Origin of the sequence: Allorhizobium undicola ORS 992 = ATCC 700741, from assembly GCF_000621665.1 — a bacterium.
Lineage (GTDB): Bacteria > Pseudomonadota > Alphaproteobacteria > Rhizobiales > Rhizobiaceae > Allorhizobium > Allorhizobium undicola.
Genome location: NZ_JHXQ01000007.1, coordinates 154,732 through 170,604 on the forward strand (window position 1 = coordinate 154,732; position 15,873 = coordinate 170,604).

Annotated in this window: 14 protein-coding genes, 1 rRNA gene and 1 riboswitch; of the genes, 8 read left to right on the plus strand and 7 right to left on the minus strand. The window is 58.9% G+C overall.

Going from position 1 to position 15,873, the window contains the following annotated elements; genetic code table 11:
* Nucleotides 1-2 precede the first annotated feature (2 nt).
* A complete protein-coding gene (locus tag T424_RS0110125) occupies nucleotides 3-2,000 on the plus strand; it encodes a primary-amine oxidase (protein ID WP_027487620.1) in 1,998 nt (665 codons plus the stop codon).
* A gap of 147 nt (nucleotides 2,001-2,147) precedes the next feature.
* Here T424_RS0110125 and T424_RS0110130 read toward each other — a convergent pair whose 3' ends face one another.
* Nucleotides 2,148-3,644, minus strand: coding sequence for a serine hydrolase domain-containing protein (locus T424_RS0110130; RefSeq protein WP_027487621.1), 1,497 nt, complete (start codon nucleotides 3,642-3,644; stop codon nucleotides 2,148-2,150).
* A 260-nt stretch (nucleotides 3,645-3,904) separates the two neighbouring features.
* On the opposite strand from T424_RS0110130, the gene T424_RS0110135 reads away from it, so the two are divergent.
* The 6 genes from T424_RS0110135 (at nucleotide 3,905) to T424_RS0110160 (ending at nucleotide 9,549) form a co-directional block, all read left to right on the plus strand.
* Entirely contained in the window at nucleotides 3,905-4,942 is a 1,038-nt protein-coding gene (locus T424_RS0110135) for a dipeptidase (protein ID WP_027487622.1), read from the plus strand.
* A gap of 29 nt (nucleotides 4,943-4,971) precedes the next feature.
* Nucleotides 4,972-5,096: riboswitch (TPP riboswitch) on the plus strand.
* Between the two features lie 88 nt (nucleotides 5,097-5,184).
* Nucleotides 5,185-7,002 (plus strand): phosphomethylpyrimidine synthase ThiC, encoded by a 1,818-nt coding sequence (gene thiC / locus T424_RS0110140; protein WP_027487623.1) that lies wholly within the window; start codon nucleotides 5,185-5,187, stop codon nucleotides 7,000-7,002.
* A gap of 1 nt (nucleotide 7,003) precedes the next feature.
* On the plus strand, nucleotides 7,004-7,972 hold the full coding sequence (gene thiO / locus T424_RS0110145; RefSeq protein WP_027487624.1) for a glycine oxidase ThiO: 969 nt from the start codon (nucleotides 7,004-7,006) through the stop codon (nucleotides 7,970-7,972).
* Nucleotides 7,972-8,169: a sulfur carrier protein ThiS gene (gene thiS, locus T424_RS0110150; RefSeq protein ID WP_027487625.1), complete on the plus strand. Its 198-nt coding sequence runs from the start codon at nucleotides 7,972-7,974 to the stop codon at nucleotides 8,167-8,169. The genes thiO and thiS overlap by 1 nt, the downstream gene beginning before the upstream one ends.
* A gap of 1 nt (nucleotide 8,170) precedes the next feature.
* Nucleotides 8,171-8,944, plus strand: coding sequence for a thiazole synthase (locus T424_RS0110155; protein ID WP_027487626.1), 774 nt, complete (start codon nucleotides 8,171-8,173; stop codon nucleotides 8,942-8,944).
* Entirely contained in the window at nucleotides 8,941-9,549 is a 609-nt protein-coding gene (locus T424_RS0110160; protein ID WP_027487627.1) for a thiamine phosphate synthase, read from the plus strand. Before T424_RS0110155 ends, T424_RS0110160 begins: the two co-directional genes overlap by 4 nt.
* Nucleotides 9,550-9,568: 19 nt before the next feature.
* Here the strand turns inward: T424_RS0110160 and T424_RS22525 are convergent, their stop codons facing one another.
* The 6 genes from T424_RS22525 to T424_RS0110190 all read right to left on the minus strand — a co-directional run bounded on the left by T424_RS22525 (nucleotide 9,569) and on the right by T424_RS0110190 (nucleotide 15,353).
* Entirely contained in the window at nucleotides 9,569-10,435 is an 867-nt protein-coding gene (locus T424_RS22525; RefSeq protein WP_027487628.1) for a D-amino-acid transaminase, read from the minus strand.
* 15 nt (nucleotides 10,436-10,450) lie between these two features.
* Nucleotides 10,451-11,506, minus strand: coding sequence for a DmpA family aminopeptidase (locus T424_RS22530; RefSeq protein WP_027487629.1), 1,056 nt, complete (start codon nucleotides 11,504-11,506; stop codon nucleotides 10,451-10,453).
* Nucleotides 11,507-11,656: 150 nt separating this feature from the next.
* Complete coding sequence (locus T424_RS0110175; protein WP_027487630.1) at nucleotides 11,657-12,145, minus strand: nuclear transport factor 2 family protein; 489 nt, start codon at nucleotides 12,143-12,145, stop codon at nucleotides 11,657-11,659.
* Nucleotides 12,146-12,242: 97 nt separating this feature from the next.
* Complete coding sequence (locus T424_RS0110180; RefSeq protein WP_027487631.1) at nucleotides 12,243-13,382, minus strand: CaiB/BaiF CoA transferase family protein; 1,140 nt, start codon at nucleotides 13,380-13,382, stop codon at nucleotides 12,243-12,245.
* Nucleotides 13,383-13,390: 8 nt separating this feature from the next.
* On the minus strand, nucleotides 13,391-14,566 hold the full coding sequence (locus tag T424_RS0110185; RefSeq protein WP_027487632.1) for an acyl-CoA dehydrogenase: 1,176 nt from the start codon (nucleotides 14,564-14,566) through the stop codon (nucleotides 13,391-13,393).
* A 202-nt stretch (nucleotides 14,567-14,768) separates the two neighbouring features.
* On the minus strand, nucleotides 14,769-15,353 hold the full coding sequence (locus T424_RS0110190; protein WP_027487633.1) for a DUF922 domain-containing Zn-dependent protease: 585 nt from the start codon (nucleotides 15,351-15,353) through the stop codon (nucleotides 14,769-14,771).
* A gap of 456 nt (nucleotides 15,354-15,809) precedes the next feature.
* Between T424_RS0110190 and T424_RS0110195 the strand changes: the two genes are divergently transcribed.
* A 16S ribosomal RNA gene (locus T424_RS0110195) occupies nucleotides 15,810-15,873 on the plus strand; the annotation flags it as partial.

The window sequence follows — 15,873 nt, forward strand, 5'->3', positions numbered from 1 at the left end:
TCATGGACGCTCGTGTTTCCCTAACACACCCTCTCGATCCGCTTTCCCTTGCTGAAATTTCCCAGGCCGTTGCCCTTCTCAAAGAACAGCGGCAACTGCCGGACACCATAAGATTTCCCATCATCAGGCTCGAGGAGCCGGATAAGGCCGCCCTTGCCGCCTACAGGCAGGGCGAGAAACTGCCGCGCCTGGCTTTCATTCTGTCGCTCGATCTAACCTCGGGCGAGACCTTCGAATCGCTTGTGGACCTGACGGCCGAATGCGTTACCGCGCATGAGCGGTTGCCGCTCGAACAGGCGCCCTATGGGCAGGCGCCGATCATGCTGTGCGAATTCGAAGCCATTGAAGCCATTGTCAAAGCCGATCCGGCCTGGATTGCGGCGGTGAAGAAACGCGGCCTGACCGACGAGGATATTCCGCTCATTCAGGTGGATCCTTTCTCGTCGGGCTATTTCGGGCGGGAATTCGAGCGCGGCAAGCGCATCGTCCGGGCGGTTTCCTTCTGGCGCGGACATGAGCGCGACAATGCCTATGCCCACCCCATCGAGGGCGTGGTCGCGGTGGTGGACCTTGTCGAGAACAAGGTGGTCGATTTGCATGACGATGAGAAAATCGTGCCGGTGCCGAAGAAAAAGCGCAATTACGGGCGCGAAACCTTTCCCGTGACCCGCGCCGATCTCAAGCCGCTCAACATCGTACAGCCGGAGGGCGCAAGCTTTACCGTCGATGGCTGGAAGGTCGAGTGGCAGGGCTGGAGTTTTCGCGTCGGCTTCACATCCCGCGAGGGTCTGGTGCTGCATGAATTGTCGATGAAGGAGGGCGAAAGGCAGCGTCCCGTCATCTTCCGCGCTTCGGTGACGGAAATGGTGGTGCCCTATGCCGATCCCAGCGCCAATCATTACTGGAAAAGCGCCTTTGACGCAGGGGAATACGGCCTGGGCCGCCTGGCCAATTGCCTGGAACTCGGCTGCGACTGCCTTGGCCACATCCATTATTTCGATGTGCCGGCAGCCGACGATTTCGGCCAGCCCTTCGTGATGAAGAACGCCATTTGTATGCATGAGGAAGACTACGGTATTCTCTGGAAACACTACGAATTCCGCAACGGAATTTTCGAAGTTCGCCGTTCCCGCCGTCTGGTCATCTCCTTCTTTGCAACTGTGGGCAATTACGACTACGGCTTCTACTGGTATCTCTATCAGGACGGCACGATCCAGCTTGAAGCCAAGCTGACCGGCATCATCCAGACCGCAGCCGTGGCGACGGGAGAAACCTACCGATGGGGCGGCATGGTCGATGACAATCTCGGCGGGCCGACGCACCAGCACTTCTTCAATGCCCGCCTGCACATGGACATCGACGGCGGCGGCAATACGGTCACGGAGCACGAATTCCTGCCGCGTCCGTGGGGTGAGGACAACCCTTATGGCAATTCCTTCGATGTGACGACGAAAGTGCTGAAGCGCGAGCGTGACAGCCCGGCCATCGCCAATGGTGAAACGGGCCGTTACTGGAAGGTGCAGAACCCTAACGTCAAAAACAGCGTGGGCAAGGCGCCCGGTTACAAGGTGGTGGTCATGCCCTCGCCTGTCATGCTGGCGCAGGATGATGCAACGGTGGCGCAGCGCGGCGGCTTTGCCAAGAAACACATATGGGTGACGGCCTATGATGCGAAGGAAAAATATGCCAGCGGCGATTATCCCAATGTTCATGCTGGCGGAGACGGCCTGCCGAAATATGTGCAGCAGAACCGTAATATCGAAAATGCCGATGTCGTGTTGTGGCATTCCTTCGGCCACACCCATGTCTGCAAGCCGGAGGATTTTCCGATAATGCCGGTGGAATATGCGGGCTTTACCTTAAAGCCGAACGGCTTCTTCTCCGCCAACATCGCCATGGACCTGGCGCCGGAGAAGAATGGTCACAGCGTCGATAACCGCGAAAACTGCTGCGGTGGAGAGCCCGCCGAAACGAAAAGCGCAGGCTGCTGCAAGGCCTGATAGCGGTGATCTTGGAGATGGCTCCGATGTGAAGCATGTGTCGGGCGATGTTAGGACGCCAATCTGATCCAATCAGATCGGCGCTCTAACCATCTATTTTTGAGCAATATTTCATCGGCCCTCATTTCACTCCGGTCGAATTATTTTTTAGAGTGCCCGATGATATTCCACCATTCGGGCGCGGCTGAGAATGAGTTCCAGCCGCCGCTCGTCCATGACATGCAAAAGCACCCGCTTGCTCCACGGCCCGTCTTGCAAGCGAAACAGAAAGCAGCCCCGCCCGAGGGGTTTGAGCGGCATCTGGCGCCGGGTCGGGCCGATGCCCATTGTCACCGTGCCGTCCTGCAATATCAGGCTTGCACCTTCCGGGCTTTCCCAGCGGCCGTAAAGGGCGGGGTCAAGCGGTTCGTCGAAGGCGGGCAGAAAGCGCCGTGTGGCATGGCCGATGTCGCCAATGATTGCATCGTAGCGCATGGTAAGCCGCAAGGGCGAGGTGGAGGAGCGGGAAGAAACCCAGCCATCACCGTCGTCATAAAGCGCATCTTCCGCATCGAGAACTGCGGCCGTCGCACCCTTGACGACCAGCCAGGACGCGATGTCTTCCTCCAGATAAAACCCGTCTTTCAGCCGCGCGGCGGGGCTGGGCAAGGGCAGGCCATGCAATGCGGCCATGGCCTCCTGCGCGATCTTCGAGCCATTGGTGTCTTCGCGGTTGGACACGATGACGAAGCCGAGGCTCTTTTCAGGATCCAGCAGGAAACAGGTTTTATAGCCAGGATGCGAGCCGCCATGGCCGATAAACCGGCGTTTTCCCAAAATCGTTTCGGCAATGCCCAATCCATAGCCGCTGGCGCGGCCATTCTTCAGCAAGCGGCGCCCGGCCAGCCGGTCCAGCACCTTGCCTTCCACCAGCAGCGCTTCAAGCCAGCGGGCAAGGGAAAGGGCGCTGCCCGTCATGCTGCCGGAGGCGGAAATGTGCAGGCCTGCCGCCGACAATTGCCATTTTTCGCCATCATGCCAATAGCCGGGGACAAGGCCCGACACCGGATCGTGCCATACATCGGGTGCGTCGAAAATGGCACCGACGTCCCGGCCCGCAGCGCGGATATAATCCTTGAAAAACAGTCCCTTGCGTTCAAGAACCGCCTCCACCAGCCGGTAGCCGGTGTTGGAATAGGAAATCTCGGTTCCCGCTTCGAAATTCAACCGCGTCTGGCGGGCAAGAAAGTCGAGAAGCGGTTTGGCTTCCGTGCTGGTATAGACGGAGAGGCCGAGCAGGGTCAGGCATTCGCGGGTGTCCGGCAGGCCGCCGCTCATGTCGAGCGCCTGACCGACGGTGACATCGGCGAGCGGAGACTTCAACGCCGCGAGATGATCGCCCAGCTGGTCCTCAAGCGAAATCAGATGCGGATTGGCCAGCACCATGGAGCAGAAGGCATGTTTGGTGACAGAGGCGTAGCGCACGACCGTCTCGGCCGTAAACGGCTGAAGCGTCGCAAGACTTTCCACCCCGCCTGCCAAGGCAAAGCGTATGCCCTGCCGGTCAAATCCGATGACGGCGCCGCCCGGTTCATCGGCCTGCCAGCCGCGGACAAAGCCTTGCGCCTTTTCCTGCGCTTTTTGCCAGTTCAGTTCATTCGTCATGCGTCACCTGTATTCGTTTGCCGGTTTGGTTAGCAGGATTGATGGCGATGACCAATGCTGTTTGGGCATTTACAGCGCCGTGCGTTTTATCAAGCGCACAAAGGACGCTGTAACACTTTAAATCTGCTGCATAATTTTCACCTTAAATCGATTCCGATTTAAGGAATTATGCAGTAACCCATCTGATCGCAAGGGCAGGAAAATGCTTCAAACTTGCCGGTTCGGGCGTTACACAGAGGCCTGCTTGAAAGGAAATATCCATGTCTTCTGCCCTCACGCCGCTGTTCTTCGATGGACATAACGATACGCTGCTGCGCCTGCTGCATTCCGGCAAGGCGGATCCGGCGGGACGCTTTCTGCAAGGCGATGGCGAGGGGCATATCGACCTGCCACGGGCCATATCGGCAGGGTTGGGCGGTGGTTTATGCGCGATTTTCGTTCCATCGCCAGCCGGTCTGGATGCGGAGAAAAATTTTCTGCCGCCCGCTCAGCCGGAGGCGCTGAACAGGACGCTGGCCATGGCGCGGCTGTTGTTCGAGATCGAAGCCAGATCGGCGGGCGGGGTCAGTGTTTGCCGTTCGGCGGCAGATATTCGCGCCGCCTTTCAGCGCCAAAGCTTTGCCGCTCTGCTGCATATCGAGGGTGTTGAGGCAATCGGTGCCGATCTCGATGCGCTTTACGTGCTGCATCAGGCGGGCCTTCGCTCACTCGGACCAGTGTGGAGCAGGCCGAATATCTTTGCCCATGGCGTGCCGTTCCGCTTTCCCGCGTCACCCGATATTGGGCCGGGCTTGACCGAGGCGGGCAAGGATCTTGTCCGCGCCTGCAACGAGCTGAAGATCGTGATCGATCTCTCGCATATGAACGAGCAGGGCTTCTGGGACATCGCCAAACTCAGCACGGCTCCGCTCATCGCCACCCATTCCAATGCCCATGCGCTCTCGCCCCACAGCCGGAACCTGACGGATCGCCAGCTCGATGCCATTCGTGATTCGCGCGGCGTGGTCGGGGTGAATTTCGGCGTGCTGTTCCTGCGGGACGATGGGGTAAAGAACCCCGAGACGCCGCTCGACATCCTGTTGAATCACATCGATTATCTGGTGAAACGCCTCGGCGTGGACCATGTTGCGCTGGGCTCGGATTTCGACGGCACCACCATCCCCGCCGCCATGGGCGACGTAAGCGGCCTGAGGCTGATTGCCGAAGGTCTCGTTTCTCGCGGTTATGATGCGGAAACCATTGATAAAATCTGCCACGGCAATTGGCTCTCCGTGCTGGAGCGCAGTCTCGGCGCTTGACGGCGGGGCTTTTTTGGCCTTACGATTTGTGCATTCACCAGGGGTGTCCCGCAAGGGGCTGAGATTCCGCTGGGCGTGAGAAATCATGCGGCGCGGTGACCCGTTGAACCTGATCCAGTTCATACTGGCGTAGGGACGGTGCATGTGCGCGAAAGCCGGAATCCCGTAACAGGATCCGTCAGCGTCATTTCATCATTCCGGCGGTCATGACTGGGTCTCCAAACAAATTTGGAGCCTCGAAAATGAATATTGCCCCTTCTTTCCCCACTCCCGACGTCACGACGGGTCCGCTTCCCGCCTCCACGAAAATTCACATTGCCGGGGAGTTGCATCCCGACATTCGCGTGCCGCTTCGCCAGATCGCGCTGCACCCCACATCGGGCGAGCCGCCGGTCAATGTCTACGACGCCTCCGGCCCCTATACCGATCCGGCCGTAACAATCTCCATCGATGCCGGTCTGCCGAAACTCCGGCGCGACTGGATCGTTGCGCGCGGCGATGTGGAGGCCTATCAGGGCCGGATCGTCAGACCGGAAGACAATGGCTTTGCCCAGGGCGACAAGCTGACACCGGAATTTCCAGCGCTTCATGAGCCGCTTCGGGCTAAAGCGGGCAAGGCCGTGACGCAGCTGGCCTATGCCCGCGCCGGGATCATCACGCCGGAGATGGAATTCATCGCGATCCGCGAGAATTTGGGCCGCAAGGCTGCGAAAGAAAAGCTGGAAAGGGATGGTGAAAGCTTCGGCGCACATATTCCGGATTATGTGACGCCGGAATTCGTGCGGCAGGAGGTGGCTGCCGGCCGCGCCATCATTCCCGCCAATATCAACCACCCGGAAAGCGAACCGATGATTATCGGCCGGAATTTTCTGGTGAAGATCAATGCCAATATCGGCAATTCCGCCGTAACCTCCTCCATGGCGGAAGAGGTGGAAAAAATGGTCTGGGCCATTCGCTGGGGTGCGGATACGGTGATGGACCTCTCGACGGGCCGCAATATCCACAATATCCGCGAATGGATCATTCGCAATTCGCCGGTGCCGATCGGTACGGTGCCGCTCTATCAGGCGCTGGAAAAGGTCGGCGGCATTGCCGAAAATCTCACCTGGGAGGTGTTCCACGATACGCTGATCGAGCAGGCGGAGCAGGGGGTGGATTACTTCACAATCCATGCGGGCGTGCGGCTGGCCTATATCCCGCTCACCGTCAATCGCGTCACCGGCATCGTTTCGCGCGGCGGGTCGATCATGGCGAAATGGTGTCTGCATCACCACAAGGAAAGCTTCCTCTACGAGCATTTCGAGGAAATCTGCGATATTTGCCGCGCCTATGACGTATCCTTCTCGCTGGGCGACGGCCTGCGCCCCGGCTCGATTGCCGATGCCAATGACGCGGCGCAATTTGCCGAACTCGAAACCCTGGGCGAACTGACGCAGATTGCCTGGGCCAAGGATTGTCAGGTGATGATCGAAGGCCCTGGCCATGTTCCCATGCACAAGATCAAGGAGAATATGGACAAGCAGTTGAAGACCTGCGGCGAGGCGCCTTTCTACACGCTCGGCCCGCTGACCACCGATATTGCGCCGGGTTACGACCACATCACCTCCGGCATAGGTGCGGCCATGATCGGCTGGTTCGGCACGGCCATGCTCTGCTACGTCACGCCCAAGGAGCATCTGGGGCTTCCGGATCGCAATGACGTGAAAACCGGCGTCATCACCTACAAGATCGCCGCCCATGCCGCCGATCTCGCCAAGGGGCATCCGGCAGCACAGGTGCGGGACGATGCGCTGTCGCGGGCGCGCTTCGAGTTCCGCTGGGAAGACCAGTTCAACCTGTCGCTCGACCCGGATACGGCACGCTCCTTCCATGATGAGACATTGCCGAAGGAGGCGCACAAGGTGGCGCATTTCTGCTCCATGTGCGGGCCGAAATTCTGCTCCATGCGCATTTCCCACGACATCCGCGCCGAGGCGCAGAAGGAAGGGCTGGAGGCCATGGCGGCGAAATATCGCGAGGGCGGCGATCTCTACATGCCGCTTGCGCATTCGGGAGAATGACATGACCATTCTGATCAAGGGGGCCGGCGTCGCCGGCCTCACCGCCGCCTTTGAGCTGGTATCCCACGGCTTCAGGGTGGAGGTTTACGAAAAAGCGGAGGAGGTTGGTCATGGTGCCTCCCATTACGCAGGCGGCATGTTGGCGCCCTGGTGCGAACGGGAAACGGCGGAAGAGGCGGTGTTGACACTGGGCCAAAGCGCTGCCGACTGGTGGGAAAAGGCGCTGCCCGGTCAGGTCAGCCGCAAGGGAACGCTGGTGCTTTCCACTGAGCGCGACCAAAGCGATCTGAAGCGCTTTGCGAGCCGCACGACGGGCCATCAATGGGTGGACGCCGCAGGCATCGCGGCCCTGGAACCGGCCCTTGAGGGTCGTTTCAATCGGGGTCTGTTTTTCGCGGGCGAAGCGCATCTTGATCCGCGAAGAGCATTGCAGGGCCTTTATGCTGCGCTTCTTGCCAGTGGTGTTCGCTTTCGATTTGGCGCGGAACCGGCAGGTCTTTACGCCTGCACCATCGATTGTACGGGCGCTGCGGCCATGGGCAATCTTTCCGGCCTGCGCGGGGTGCGGGGGGAGATGATCTACCTTGAAACGAAGGAGGTCACTCTTTCGCGCCCTGTCCGTCTGCTGCATCCGCGCCATCCGCTTTATATCGTGCCGCGTGACGGCCATCGCTTCATGGTGGGGGCGACGATGATCGAGGCGGACGATGGCGGGCCGATCAGCGCCCGTTCGCTGATGGAATTTCTCAATGCCGCCTATGCCCTGCATCCGGCCTTCGGCGAGGCGCGCGTGGTGGAAACCGGCGTCGGCATCCGCCCGGCTTTTGCCGATAACCTGCCGCGTGTGGTTAAAACACAGCAAGGCTTTGCCATTGCGGGACTGCACCGGCACGGCTTTCTGCTGGCGCCTGCCATGGCGCGGCAGCTGGCCGAGAAGCTGTCCGTCAATGACCGAAGGAAAAGCGCATGATCGGCGTGATCGTCAATGGCGAGGCGCAGGATTGCGCTGCCCGTACTCTTTCAGATTTGCTCGCCGAGCTTGCTTATGAAGGTGAATGGCTGGCCACCGCCGTCAATGGCGAGCTGGTGCATCGCGAGGAGCGGGCGGATTGGTCACTCAAGCCGGGAGATCGGGTGGAAATCCTGTCTCCCATGCAGGGAGGTTGATATGCTGACCCTCTATGACCGGCAGGTTTCGTCCCGGCTGCTGCTTGGCACGGCGCGCTATCCATCGCCTGCCATTCTGGCGGATGCCGTCCGCCGTTCGGCAACGGAGATCGTCACTGTATCGCTGCGCCGGGAAATGGCGGGGGGCAAGGCGGGCGGAGCGTTTTTCGAGCTGATCGGCGATCTCGGCGTTCATATCCTGCCGAACACCGCCGGATGCCACAGCGTTTCAGAGGCTGTGCTGACGGCGAAAATGGCGCGCGAGGTTTTTGCCACCAACTGGATCAAGCTGGAACTGATCGGCCATCACGATACGCTTCAGCCCGATGTCTTCCAGCTGGTGGAGGCGGCGAAAATCCTCTGCGACGAGGGGTTCGACGTCTTTCCCTATACCACCGACGATCTGGTGGTGGGAGAGCGGTTACTCCGGGCTGGCTGCAAGCTCCTGATGCCCTGGTGCGCGCCGATCGGCTCTGCCATGGGACCGCAGAATGTGGCGGCGCTCAAATCCATGCGGGCGGAGTTTGCCGATGTTCCGCTGATTATCGATGCGGGTATTGGCCGCCCCTCCCATGCCGCGCAAGTCATGGAGCTGGGTTACGATGCCGTTCTGCTCAATACGGCCGTCGCAAATGCGGGCGATCCGGCGTTGATGGCAGAGGCCTTTGCGCGGTCCATCCATGCCGGGCATCTCGCCTTTCAGGCAGGACCTCTCGAGCCGCGCGATATGGCTGTTCCTTCCACTCCCGTTATTGGCAAGGGCGTTTTTGCATGAAGCTCGATCCCTTTTATCTCATCGTGGACAGCGCCGACTGGATCGAGCGCCTCGTCCCGCTTGGCGTCAAGCTTGTGCAATTGCGCATGAAGCATGTGACGGACGATGAATTGCGCGGCCATATCCGCCGCGCAAAGGTGGTCTGCGCCGCCCATGGCTGCCAATTGATCGTCAACGATTTCTGGCAGGTTGCGATCGAGGAAGGCTGCGATTTCATTCATCTGGGGCAGGAGGATCTGGCCCTTGCCGATCTTTCGGCCATTCGCGCCGCCGGGGTCAGGCTCGGCCTTTCGACCCATGACGAGGCGGAGCTTGAAACGGCGCTGGCGGCGAGGCCGGATTACGTGGCGCTTGGCCCCGTCTGGCCCACCATGCTCAAGCAGATGAAATGGGCGCCGCAGGGTCTGCCCCGGCTTGCAAGCTGGAAGGAAAAACTGGGCGAGCTGCCGCTCGTTGCCATCGGCGGCATCACGGTCGAGCGGCTGGCGGATGTTTTTGCCCATGGCGCCGACAGTGCCGCCGTCGTTACCGACATTACCCGCCATGCGGACCCGGAGGCCCGCACGCTGCAATGGCTGGCCGCGACGAAGGGCGAGAGGCGGTGATCCGCCTCTCAACTCTCTTTCAAATAGCGGTTTTAAGGGCATTTTCCATGTAAAGGGCGCGCAGCCGCTTCACCACCGGGCCGGGCTTGCCATCGCCCACGGGCCTGCCATCGAGACTGGTGATCGGCACCACGAAATTCGATGCGCTGGTGAGAAAGGCCTCCACGGCGGCAAAGGCCTCTTCGACGCTGAATGGGCGCTCTTCCACGATCAAGCCCTGTTCTGCCGCCACTTGCAAAAGTGCGGCGCGGGTGCAGCCGGGAAGCGTGGTGTTGCTGTTGGCGCGGGTGATGATCCTGCCGTCGGCGGTCACGATATAGGCTGTGGAGGAAGCGCCTTCGGTGACGAAGCCGTCTTCCACCATCCAGGCTTCGTCGCAGCCTGCATCTGCGGCAATACGCTTTGCCAGAACCTGCGGCAGCAGGCACACACTCTTGATGTCGCGGCGCTCCCAACGCTGGTCGGGCACAATCTTCACCTTCAGGCCGGTTTCCAGGATCTTGCCGTGGTCGAGTTTCTTGGCCTGGGTGAACAGCACCAGCGTTGGTTGCAAGCCTTCAGACCACAGGAAATTACGATCTTCGGCCCCCCTTGTATATTGCAGATAGATCAGGCCCTCCGTGAGCCCGTTTTCCTGCATCAGGCGGCGTTCGATGGCAACGATCTCCTGCGTCGAAACCGGCAGGAAGCCGCCGATCTCCTTCACGCTGCGCTCCAGCCGCGCCATATGCAGATCGCTGTCGATGAGTTTGCCATCAAGAACGGCGGTGACTTCATAAATGCCATCGCCGAACAGAAAGCCACGGTCGAAAACGGAAATTTTGGCTTCGTTCTCCGGCAAAAATTCGCCGTTGATATAGACAATGCGAGGGGAGGGGGCGGACATGAAAACTCCTGATGGTCAGTCTTTGTCGGATAGGATTTTGCGCAGCGCCTCCAACGATAGGGCCGCAATTCTCGAAGGCTTGCCACTGGCAGCATTATAACCGCTCATAGGCGTGGCCATGGTCAGCGAATTGAGGATAGCCTCCTCGGATGCCTCGATCATCGCTTCAAACAGCGGCGAGATGGCGTCATTGGAAAGATCGGGATAGGCGTGCAGGCCCTTGCGCCGCTCCGGCGTTCGCCGCACCGTCTCAGCCGTGGAGAAGGCCAGCGCATAATCGCCCGAGCCGTTACTGAGGGCTGCACCCGTGCGGGCAAGCCCGCCAAAGCAGCGTTCGGCAAGGCGGGTGAGGTTGCGGGCGCAAAGCGGTGCATCGGTGGCGGCAATCATCACGATGGAGCCATCCCGGTCATGGGAGGCATCGACGGCAACAGGCCTGCCATCTATGCGCAAATGCCCGCCAAAATTCGACTGCACCAGAATGCCCAGCGTGTATTGCTCTTTGCCGATTGCCACCAGCCGGGAACTGGTGCCGATCCCGCCCTTCAGTCCGAAGGCAACGGTGCCGGTGCCCGCGCCGACAGCCCCTTCCGCCACTGGTCCGGCTTGCGCGGCATCGATGGCGGCCAGCATGTCCTCAACATCCGGGCGTGGGGCGCGAATGTCGTTCAGGCGGGCATCATTGGTTTCTCCCACCACGGCGTTGAGCGATACCACCTTTTCATTCCCCGGACATGCCATCACATGCCGGTTGATCGCCTCGATGGCGCGGCCTACCGCCAGGGTATTTGTCAAAAGGATCGGCGCTTCGATTTCGCCAAGCTCCTTGATCTGCGTGGAGCCTGCAAATTTGCCATAGCCATTCAGCACGGCAAAACCTGCCGGTACCTTGTCCTGAAACAGATTGCCTCCATGCGGCAGAATGGCTGTTGCGCCCGTGCGGGTGCGCTCACCCTCTATCAACGTGACATGCCCAACCTTGACCCCCGCTACATCGGTGATGGCATTCAGGGGGCCCGGTGCATATTGGCCGGTTATCACTCCAAGCTCACGAAGGCGCTGTCTTTGCATAGGGTGTCGTCTGCCTCGAAGCCAACCGCTGAAGAAAGGTGGCTTTTTCAATTCGGGCGGACAATAAACCGAATATGCCGGAAGGGAAGGCACATTTCGCACCATTCCCTCTGCCATTTGACATCACATGTTCATGAATTCTCAAAGGGCCTATTGCTTCAGGGCACTGTCCCAATGCTCGTCGGCCTTGCCATCCACAAACCGCCAGCTATCGAACCAGGTGGTGGTGTAGGTTTTTGACGGGTCCTTCGGATCCTTCATTTCGCGCGGAAAGGCTACGGTGACAAGATCGCCCTCCGCGACCACCGACACGATTTTCGTCTGCATTTTTTCCGGGATAGGCTTCGGCGTGACCTTCAGCACCTTCGTGAAATAATCCACCACACCCTGACGGCCCGATGCGGCATTCGGATTATGCTGGATGTAGCGCTCCGTTAAATATTGATCAGCACGATCCCAATGCCCGGCCTCCAGCAATTCCTTGATGATCCTGTAGGTCGTCTGCTTGTTCCGGTTCAGCACCGGATCGGGGCTGGTAAAAAGCGCATCGGAATTGGCAACGCCAACCACGGGTTCTTGCGAGAGCGCAGGCCCGGCGAGGCTGAAGACGAGTGCGGTGAATATAAGATGAAGCTTCAATTCCTTTACCTCCGGCTGGACATGATGGTTCAGAGATAAAAGCCTGATGATTTCCCGCAAGACGGCAGAAGTTCTGCCCATAGGCAGCTTTACGGAACTATTCCATCTCCGCCCTGATCTCTTCGCCATGCTCCCCAAGGCGCGGCGAGCGCCGGCCAATGGCCAGTTCCGCATTGGAAAAGCGGATTGGCGTGCGCAATCCCGGCACGCCTCCGGCGTCGATTTTCATGCCGCGATGGATAAATTGCGGATCGGCAAACAGGTCTGCGACGCTGTTGATCGGACCGGCGGGAACGGTCGCCTTTTCCAGCGCGGCCAGCAGGTCATCGCGCCGGAACTGTTGCGTTTTGTCCTGCAACAGATCGGTCAGCTCGCCACGATTGGCCACGCGGGCAGCATTGGTGGCGAATTTTTTCTGTTCCGGCAGATCAGGCAGCCCCAACACCCGGCACAGCCGCGAAAACTGCGCATCATTTCCGCAGGCGATGATGATATGGCCATCGGCAACCGCGAAGGTCTGATAGGGGGCTATATTGGGATGGGCATTGCCCATGCGCTTGGGCAGAATACCGGAAGCGGCATAATTCATGGCCTGATTGGCTAAAACGGCAGCCATGCAGTCAAAAAGGGCCATGTCGATGAACTGACCTTCGCCGGTCTTTTGCCGCTGCGCAAGGGCCGCCTGAATGGCGATAACGCCATAAAGTCCGGTGAAAATATCGGCGAAGGCTACCCCCATCTTCTCGGGCGGGCCATCTGGTTCGCCAGTCAGGTCCATGATGCCGCTCATGCCCTGGATCATGAAATCATATCCGGCACGTTCGGCATAGGGGCCGTCCTGTCCGAAACCGGTAACGGAGCAATAGATCAGCCGTGGATTGAGTTCCTTCATGCTCTGGTAATCAAGCCCGTATTTCTTCAGGCCGCCGACCTTGAAGTTTTCGATCAGCACATCCGCTGCCACGATCAGGCGGCGTACGGTTTCTAGGTCTTCGGCCTTGGTAAGATCGGCAATCAGCGAGCGTTTGCCGCGATTACAGGCATGGAAATAGGCGGCAGAGCGCTCCATGCCATCGTCAATGAAGGGAGGACCCCATTTGCGGGTGTCGTCTCCCTGCGGGCTTTCCACCTTGATGACGTCGGCGCCAAGATCGGCAAAGGTCTGGCCAATCCACGGGCCGGCCAGAATACGCGCTAGTTCAACGATCTTCAGACCGGCAAGAGGGGCGTTGCTCATGGCGTTGCTCAAAAAAAGGCCTGAAGGCCGGTTTGCGCCCTGCCGAGGATCAGCGCATGAACATCATGCGTGCCCTCATAGGTGTTGACCGTTTCCAGGTTTTGGGAATGGCGCATCACGTGATATTCGCTCTGGATGCCGTTACCGCCATGCATGTCGCGGGCCATGCGGGCAATATCCAGCGCCTTGCCGCAATTGTTGCGCTTGACGAGCGAGATCATCTCCGGCGCGAATTTTTGCTCATCCATCAGACGCCCCACCCTGAGCGATGCTTGCAGTCCCAAAGCGATTTCCGTCTGCATGTCGGCCAGTTTCTTCTGGTAAAGCTGCATGGCGGCAAGGGGCTTGCCGAACTGCCTGCGGTCCAGTCCATACTGCCGCGCCCGGAACCAGCAATCTTCTGCGGCCCCCATCACGCCCCATGAAATGCCAAAGCGGGCACGGTTGAGGCAACCGAACGGGCCCTTGAGGCCGGATACATGGGGCAGCAGGGCATCCTCGCCCACGTCCACGTTATCCATTACGATTTCCCCGGTAATCGAGGTTCGAAGCGACAGCTTTCCACCGATCTTGGGTGCCGAAAGCCCCTTCATGCCCTTCTCAAGGACAAAACCACGAATTTCCCCTCCATGGGCCTCGGACTTGGCCCAGACCACGAAAACATCGGCGATCGGTGCGTTGGAGATCCACATTTTCGCGCCACGCAGCCGGAAGCCGCCTTCGATTTTTTCTGCCCGCGATGTCATGCCGCCGGGATCGGAGCCGGCATCCGGTTCGGTCAAGCCAAAACAACCGATCAACTCACCCGAGACCAGCCCAGGCAGATATTTGGCCTTCTGCGCTTCCGAGCCATAGGTGAAGATTGGATGGATCACCAGCGAGGACTGAACGCTCATCATCGAGCGAAATCCGGAATCGACGCGCTCTACCTCTCGCGCAACCAATCCGTAACTCACATAATTCGCGTTGGCTGCACCATATGTATCGGGAAGCGTGACGCCCAGCAGACCGGCGCGCCCCATCAGCGGGAAAAGCTCTCGCCCGCATCCTTCATTCAGATACATATCCTGAACGCGCGGCATGAGCTCCGCCTTGGCAAAGGCCGCTGCCGCATCGCGGATCATGCGCTCCTCGTCGGAAAGTTGATCTTCAAGCAGGAAGGGATCGTTCCACGCAAAGCTCATAATCGACCTCGTCAGATGATTTGCGCCATTGTGGCAAAAAATCGGCTGGCTGAAAACGATTCCGCGAGCGATGTGCAAGAGGCGTGACGAAATATCACGGGGAGGCTCCAGCAAAGAACGCTCCCATCAGATCGGCGCTCTGATGTTTTCTTTTTACAGCATAATCTTGTCGATCCTCGTTTCACTCCGGTCGGATTATGCCCTAACCACCATTAACGAGCGCAAGGATGAGCCGTTGTATATTGCCGCCATCCTTCATTTCTTCCTGTTCGAAAATCCGGTCCTTTTCTCTCTTCCTATCTGAAATTTCCTTGAGCCGCCGGTTCAACTCCTGCCGGATCTTCTGGCACTGGGGGTCATTCTCCACGCGCAGACCCAGGCTGGCCGCCTCTATCTCAGCCGTCATCGTTCTTATATGCTGCCCATGAACCTTTTCGTGCGCGGTAATTCCGGAAATGAAAGCCTGCCAGTGAGACCGGACTGTTCTATCAAGCGAAGCAGGCTCGCGAGGCAGCGTATAGGTAATCACCAGATTGGGGACCGCGCGCGACAAAACGCAAGCCGAGCCGTCTTGCGTATAATCACGGCTCCATGTCAGCTTGAAAGTCGTATGGGCAATCACGCGCGTTTGCCCGATGAGCGGCCCTTTCTCGCCAATCGATGCATAAAGCTCAGGGCCCGTGCTGCCGGAAATGCTGTAGGGCTGAATAACCTCCCGGCCGCCATTAAAGGCTGAGGCTACGGACGCTGGGGCAACAAGAAGCAAGGCTAACGCGCTGCGCAACATGGAGAAACCTGACGATGAATTGAAAGTCGAATCAGAAAACGCAATCATACCAGAGCGATAGACGGTTTTCGCGCCAAGGGCGCAAATTTCCGAAAATTTCATGTTGACTTGCCGGGCGGCTGGGACTAGAAACCGCTTCACGAGACGACGGCAGCGGCGCTTCTGGCGGCGGGATAGTTTGTCTCTGGTTTTTCCGGCTGACGCGAGTTGGTATGACTGGTCCAGGGATGGATTGGTTCGGATGAGTTTTGACACGTTGATGTGTCTGTTATTTGACAATTGAATAGAGAAGAAAGAGAAACGTGGACGGCGGTTTCTGCGAGTTGGGGTTTGTGCCCTGACATTGAAGACAGAAGGCCCTTCACGTTTTGAAGCAAGGACACTGCTCTTACTTTTTGGAGTGAGAGAGGTGAGTTCTTGTCAATTTCGAGACAGTGATCGGCCAGATTGAATTCTCAACTTGAGAGTTTGATCCTGGCTCAGAACGAACGCTGGCGGCAGGCTTAACACATGCAAGTCG